The sequence below is a fragment of the Streptomyces sp. NPDC001093 genome (assembly GCF_040298985.1).
GTDB lineage: Bacteria > Actinomycetota > Actinomycetes > Streptomycetales > Streptomycetaceae > Streptomyces.
Map to the genome: position 1 here is coordinate 1 of NZ_JBEPBF010000244.1, position 6,273 is coordinate 6,273.

At 73.2% G+C, this 6,273-nt stretch carries 6 protein-coding genes and 2 pseudogenes; 3 read left to right on the top strand and 5 right to left on the bottom strand.

The features are described from left to right. Positions 1-493: pseudogene (locus tag ABT288_RS49070) on the top strand (nucleopolyhedrovirus P10 family protein); the annotation flags it as partial. A 38-nt stretch (positions 494-531) separates the two neighbouring features. Here the strand turns inward: ABT288_RS49070 and ABT288_RS49075 are convergent. From ABT288_RS49075 to ABT288_RS49090, 4 genes are all read right to left on the bottom strand, one after another. Further along, the gene (locus tag ABT288_RS49075; RefSeq protein WP_351623284.1) at positions 532-1,335 is read right to left on the bottom strand and encodes an enoyl-CoA hydratase/isomerase family protein; all 804 of its coding nucleotides are present in this window, start codon (positions 1,333-1,335) and stop codon (positions 532-534) included. A gap of 128 nt (positions 1,336-1,463) precedes the next feature. Continuing rightward, positions 1,464-1,685 carry a helix-turn-helix domain-containing protein gene (locus ABT288_RS49080; RefSeq protein ID WP_004002281.1) on the bottom strand — a complete coding sequence of 74 codons (222 nt, stop codon included), beginning with the start codon at positions 1,683-1,685 and terminating at the stop codon, positions 1,464-1,466. A 357-nt stretch (positions 1,686-2,042) separates the two neighbouring features. Next, the gene (locus ABT288_RS49085; RefSeq protein WP_351623286.1) at positions 2,043-3,641 is read right to left on the bottom strand and encodes an ABC-F family ATP-binding cassette domain-containing protein; all 1,599 of its coding nucleotides are present in this window, start codon (positions 3,639-3,641) and stop codon (positions 2,043-2,045) included. A gap of 118 nt (positions 3,642-3,759) precedes the next feature. Next, the gene (locus ABT288_RS49090) at positions 3,760-4,269 is read right to left on the bottom strand and encodes a hypothetical protein (RefSeq protein WP_351623288.1); all 510 of its coding nucleotides are present in this window, start codon (positions 4,267-4,269) and stop codon (positions 3,760-3,762) included. Positions 4,270-4,332: 63 nt separating this feature from the next. Between ABT288_RS49090 and ABT288_RS49095 the strand changes: the two genes are divergently transcribed. Continuing rightward, a complete protein-coding gene (locus ABT288_RS49095) occupies positions 4,333-4,554 on the top strand; it encodes a hypothetical protein (RefSeq protein ID WP_351623290.1) in 222 nt (73 codons plus the stop codon). A 302-nt stretch (positions 4,555-4,856) separates the two neighbouring features. Continuing rightward, positions 4,857-5,270, top strand: a complete 414-nt coding sequence (locus ABT288_RS49100) for a VOC family protein (protein WP_351623292.1) — start codon at positions 4,857-4,859, stop codon at positions 5,268-5,270. 16 nt (positions 5,271-5,286) lie between these two features. On the opposite strand, the pseudogene ABT288_RS49105 reads toward ABT288_RS49100, so the two are convergent. After that, positions 5,287-6,273: pseudogene (locus tag ABT288_RS49105) on the bottom strand (hypothetical protein); the annotation flags it as partial.

Sequence of the window (6,273 nt, forward strand, 5' to 3'; positions counted from 1 at the left end):
GCTGGCGCCGGGCCCGCTGCGGCTGACGGCGGACTTCGCGGCGGCGGCCGCCGAGCCGCTGCCCACGGTGGCGTCCAGGCTACGGCTGGCCCTGGCGACGGCCGCGACACAGCGGCTCGGGCTCGCGGTGACGGAGGTGGACCTGCGGGTCACCGATCTGCTGGAGGCGGAGGAGCCCGTCCGGGAGAGGCGCGGGCCGCGCCCCGTACCCGCGCGGGAGCCCACGGACCCGGACGAGATCCGGGTGGCCGAGGCCGCGCTGTCCGTCCCCGGGGTGACCGGGCTGACGGGCTCCCTCGGCGGTCTGGGCCGGGCGGTCCACCTGGAGGAACGCCCGGCCGGTACGGCCCTGACGCACCGGCACGCGCGCGTGGAGCTCGCCACGGGCGCGGACCACCGAACCATCGACGTGGCTCGGCAGGTCCGCACGGCCGTACGGGATGCGCTGGCGGACCGGCCGACGGTGGCCGTGCTGGTGACGGCGGTCGGCTGAACGGCCTGCTCGCGCAGGGCGCCGCACCGGCGCGGGGCTCATTCGCCGAGGCCGGCCAGATCCCGGAGCCGGCGTGCCTGAGCGGCCCGCTCGGCCGCACGCTGGGCCTCGTAGTCACGGTCCAGCGCCCCGCGCAACAACGCCTTGGTCTCGACCACGGCGTCCCGCGGCGCGGCCAGCAGCGCGGCGGCCAAGTCCCTTACGGCCGCGTCGAGTTCGGCCGCCGGCACGGCGACGTTGGCCAGCCCGGACGCCACCGACTCCTCGGCGCCGACGAACCGCCCGGTCGCGCAGATCTCGAGCGCGCGGGCGTACCCGACGAGACCGACCAGCGGGTGTGTGCCGGTCAGGTCGGGGACGAGGCGGAGGCTGGTCTCGCGCATGGCGAACTGCACGTCGTCCGCGACGACCCGAAGATCGCACGCGAGCGCGAGCTGGAAGCCCGCGCCGATGGCGTGCCCCTGGACGGCGGCGATGGACACGATGTCGTTGCGCCGCCACCAGGTGAACGCCTCCTGGAACTCGGCGATGCTCGCGTCGAGCCCGGCGTCGTCACGGCGCGCGAGTTCGATGAAGTTCGGCTCGCCCGGGATCCCCTCCGGCGTGAACATCTGCCGGTCCAGCCCGGCGGAGAAGGACCTGCCCTCGCCGCGCAGCACGACGACACGGACGGAGCCCGGCAGCAGCCGGCCGGCCTCGGTGAGCGCGCGCCACAGGGCGGGGCTCTGCGCATTGCGCTTGGCCGGATTGGTCAGCGTCACCGTGGCGAGCGCGTCGTCGACGGTGAGCCGTACGCCGTCCTTGTCGAGTACAGGAGCGAGGTCCTGGTCGGGCGAAGCCATGGAGCGCCTCCGATGGGTGCGGTCAGCCGGGCATGCCGTGGGCACGCTTAAGTGACTGCACAGTAACCACCCGGCCGGTCAGACCGCCGACCGGGTGGCCACCATCGAAGCCGATGGGCCGCCCGGAGTCAGGACGATGCGGCCTTCTTGCCCCGGGTCGCTCCGCCACGCCCACGAAGCGTGACGCCCGACTCGCTGAGCATCCGGTGCACGAAGCCATACGAGCGGCCGGTCTCCTCGGCCAGCGCCCGGATGCTCGCACCGGAGTCGTACTTCTTCTTCAGGTCTGCCGCGAGCTTGTCGCGCGCGGCGCCGGTCACCCGGCTGCCCTTCTTCAGAGTCTCGGCCACCCGTGCCTCCTCATGGGAAGTGCGCTCTGGTCTCCTCATGATCACCCCTCCCGGGCCTGATGGCCACCCATTCGGCAAGGTCCGTGAGACATCGTTGTGACGACAGGAGGGGATCCCCACAAGCGGAATCCTGGATTCCATGGGGTGGTGTCCGCGGGGCCGAACGGGTGGATTCGTGAAGTGCCAGGTCAGGGACGCGCGACGGCCGACCCCTTGGCGCGCAAGGGATCGGCCGGGAATTCCGTGTACGACACACCTCGATACGAGGAGATCTCACACAGATGATGGATCACCGATGAGCCGAATGATCCATACGCGGTGGATCAGGCCTCGGCCAGGCCCGGATCAGGCTTTCGATCACGCCAGGGCGACGAGATCCGCGTAGTCGGAGCCCCACAGGTCCTCGACGCCGTCCGGCAGCAGGATGATCCGCTCCGGCTGGAGCGCCTCCACGGCACCCTCGTCGTGCGTGACGAGGACGACCGCGCCCTTGTAGGTGCGCAGGGCGCCGAGGATCTCCTCGCGGCTGGCGGGGTCCAGGTTGTTGGTGGGCTCGTCCAGGAGCAGCACGTTCGCCGAGGAGACGACCAGGGTCGCAAGGGCGAGTCGGGTCTTCTCACCGCCCGAGAGGACGCCGGCCGGCTTGTCGACGTCGTCGCCGGAGAAGAGGAACGAGCCCAGCACCTTGCGGACCTCGACCAGGTCCATGTCGGGGGCGGCCGAGCGCATGTTCTCCAGGACCGTGCGGTCGGGGTCCAGGGTCTCGTGCTCCTGGGCGTAGTAGCCGAGCTTGAGGCCGTGGCCGGGGACGACCTGGCCGGTGTCCGGCTGCTCGACGCCGCCGAGCAGGCGCAGCAGCGTCGTCTTGCCGGCGCCGTTGAGGCCGAGGATGACGACCCGTGAGCCCTTGTCGATGGCGAGGTCGACGTCGGTGAAGATCTCCAGCGAGCCGTACGACTTCGACAGGCCCTCCGCCATCAGCGGGGTCTTGCCGCAGGGCGCGGGCTCCGGGAAGCGCAGCTTGGCGACCTTGTCGGACATCCGGACCTCGTCGAGGCCGGAGAGCAGCTTCTCGGCCCGGCGGGCCATGTTCTGCGCGGCGACCGTCTTGGTGGCCTTGGCGCGCATCTTGTCGGCCTGGGCGTTCAGGGCGGCGGCCTTCTTCTCGGCGTTGGCCCGCTCCCGCTTGCGGCGCTTCTCGTCGGCCTCGCGCTGCTGCTGGTAGAGCTTCCAGCCCATGTTGTAGATGTCGATCGTGGACCGGTTGGCGTCCAGGTAGAACACCTTGTTGACGACCGTGTCGACCAGGTCGACGTCGTGGGAGATCACGATGAAGCCGCCGCGGTAGGTCTTCAGGTAGTCGCGCAGCCAGGTGATCGAGTCCGCGTCGAGGTGGTTGGTCGGCTCGTCGAGGAGCAGGGTGTCCGCGTCCGAGAACAGGATCCGGGCCAGCTCGATACGGCGGCGCTGACCGCCGGACAGGGTGTGCAGCGGCTGGCCGAGGACGCGGTCGGGCAGGTTCAGCGCGGCGGCGATGGTGGCGGCCTCGGCCTCGGCGGCGTACCCGCCCTTGGTGAGGAACTCGGTCTCCTGGCGCTCGTACTGCCTGAGGGCCTTCTCGCGGGTGGCGCCCCTGCCGTTGGCGATGCGCTCCTCGTTCTCGCGCATCTTGCGGATCAGTACGTCGAGACCGCGCGCGGACAGGACCCGGTCGCGGGCGAGGACGTCCAGGTCGCCGGTGCGGGGGTCCTGCGGGAGGTAGCCGACCTCGCCGGAGCGGGTGATCTGGCCGGCGGCCGGGATGCCCTCGCCCGCGAGGCACTTGGTGAGGGTGGTCTTGCCCGCGCCGTTGCGGCCGACGAGACCGATGCGGTCGCCCTTGGCGACACGGAAGGTGGCGTTCTCGATGAGGACGCGCGCACCGGCGCGCAGCTCGATACCGGAGGCGGAGATCAAGGACAGACTCCAGGGCGTACAGGGATTGACGGGTGGGCGGCTGAGGACGTTCCCGCCGTCTAATGCGCGAGGAGAATGGCCATGCGGAGAAGTCTAACGGGGGTGTGCAAGCGGTTTTCTACGTCCGCGCGTTCGATCTGTCCCGTGGAGATCGTTGCGGAAGATCGTTGCCGAGCGGCGTGCGGCCCGGGACGATCCGGCCGAGGTCGTCCAGGGCCACGAGCTGCTGCGTCCAGGGCCCTTGCGCGCACGGCTGGGCGATCAGCAGGGCCGGGCCGCGCCGTACGGCGCCCACGGGCCGGAACGCGCAGCCGTCGTCGGCGGGCAGTACCCAGCGCAGGTCGCCGTCGGCGATGCGGTACGCGGTCACGCGGTGCGGGGTGACGGCCGCGAGCATGCCGCGTCCCAGGGAGCGCAGCACGCCGGTGCCGCCCTGCGCGGGGAGCCACTCGGCCGCGTCGGGCAGGGCCCGGTGCCAGCGCACCGAGCGCCCGTCGGTGTCGGTCAGCAGCCCGTCCTCCCATAGCGCGATCACCTCCGCGCGCGTGGCCAGCACGTCGACGGGCCGATGCCCCACGCGCGCGTAGCGCCAGCGCAGGGCGCCGGTACGGGTGTCGTAGGCGGCCACGGCGGCGCCCCGCGTGCGGAGTGCCCAGGTTCCGGCGCCCGGCTGCCCCTCCCCTCGCGCCGCGTGGACGAGACGGTCTTCGTAGGGGGCGGGACGCAGGTGGTGGGCGGCACCGAGGAGGCCGACGGCGAGGAGGACGCCACCGAGGGACCGCAGGACGCCTGCGGTCCGGCCGTGGTGACGGGTGCTGTGGTGGGCACTGAACTTCGCGCGCGGTGGGTGACGGGGGCCGCGGTGGGGCGGGGCGCCTGCGCCGGGGTGCGCCGCATGGGATGGCTCGTCTGAGACGGCGAGTCCTGCTTCGCTCGGGGCGGCTGCCACCCTTCCCCCTTCGCTGTCCTCGGCCTCGGATCAGGCGCAGAGCGTAGTCACGGGGTCCGGCCGGGGGCGGGGTGACGGGGCGGGTGGGGGCGGGGAGTCGCCCGTTCGGGGGTCCACCGGGGGCGGGGCGGCGGCAGCGGTGGTTCCGCCGGGGCTGCCGGACCGGCGTCGTGAAGCAGCGCGACACGTGGCGCCGGGGCGTTGTCAGTGGCGGCTGCGAGACTGAACGGGACGCCACGGAACCGACGCACGAAGGAGTGATCGGCATGGCAGGCACGGGCGGCGGACGGCCGAGTCTCTACCCCACGCTGTTGTACGCGGACGCGAAGGCGGCGATCAAGCAGCTCACGGAGGCCCTCGGCTTCACCGAACTGTCGGTGTACGAGACGGAGGACGGCAAGGTGATGCACGCCGAGCTGGTCCAGGGCAACGGCGCGGTGATGATCGGCTCCAAGGGGCGCGGCGGCGTCTTCGACGCGGCCATGAAGGACGCCGGGCCCGCCGGGGTGTACGTCGTCGTGGACGACGTGGACGCCCACCACGAGCGGGCCCTGGAGCACGGCGTGGAGATCCTGATGCCCCCGACGGACCAGGACTACGGCTCGCGGGACTACATGGCCCGGGACGCCGAGGGCAACATCTGGAGCTTCGGGACGTACGCCCCGGAGATCGGCGCCTGAGCGGCCCCCGCTCCGCTCATCCTCCGGTGTGCACCTGGAAGGCGGCCCGGCGCACGGCCTTGGCCAGGGCCGGGTCGGGATGCGCGGCGGCGAGCGCGACCAGGACCTGCACGGTGCGCGGGTGGCCGACGGCGCGGACCTCGTCGAGCAGCTGGGGGACGGTGGGCTGCACCGCGGACTCCAGGTGCCGGACCAGCATCGGCGACTCGCCGTGGTCGGCGACGGCGGCGGCGGTGTCCACCCACAGCCAGGTCGCCTCCTCCCGGGTGAGGACCTCGTGGGCGTCCTCCGGATCGATCCCGTCGTGCTCGGCGAGCCACAGCAGGGCGTAGGGCCGCAGGGCCGGCTCCTCCACGACGGCGTGTACGTCCGGCTCGGCGGGGGCGCCGACGACGCGCAGCGCCTCGAAGGCCAGGCCGCGCAGCAGGGCGTCCTCGCCGCGCGCGGCATGGATCAGCTCGGTGACGGCGTCGCCGACGGTGCGGGCGGCGAGCCAGGCGCGGTATTCGGCGCGGGCGGCGTTGGGGCGGAGCTGGGCGCAGCCGCGGAGCATGTCCTCGGCGGACTGCTCGATGTTGCCGGCCGGGCTCTGTGCGGCCACGCAGATCTGCTCCAGCTTGACCCACACCGCCCAGTTGCCCAGCGGGGTGAGGGTGGCCTGGCCGTCGCCGTAGGTCAGCGCGCCGACGGAGGCGAGGGCCCGCAGCGCCCAGTCGAGGAGGGGTTCGAGCGGGGTGTCGCCCGTGAGCGCGGGGTGTTCCGGGGCGGCGGCCGCGAGTTCCGCCGGGCGGGCGTGCCCTGACTCGGACGGCCGCCGCGCCCCCGCCGGGTCCGGCTGCACGGCCCCGGTCCCGCACGGCTGCCGCGCCGCCGGCACGGTCGCCCGCGCGAGCACGGGCTCGACGAGCCGCTGGGTGCCGGGGGCGGTGGGCTCGGTGCCGGGGGCGGCGAGGCGGTCGGTGCCGGGGGCGGTGGGCCGCTCGGTGCCCGGGGCGGAAGGCCC

Bases quoted from the DNA above. Each gene is read 5' to 3' on its own strand.
- ABT288_RS49075 (WP_351623284.1), bottom strand. From the start codon at position 1,335: ATGGCTTCGCCCGACCAGGACCTCGCTCCTGTACTCGACAAGGACGGC.
- ABT288_RS49100 (WP_351623292.1), top strand. From the start codon at position 4,857: ATGGCAGGCACGGGCGGCGGACGGCCGAGTCTCTACCCCACGCTGTTG.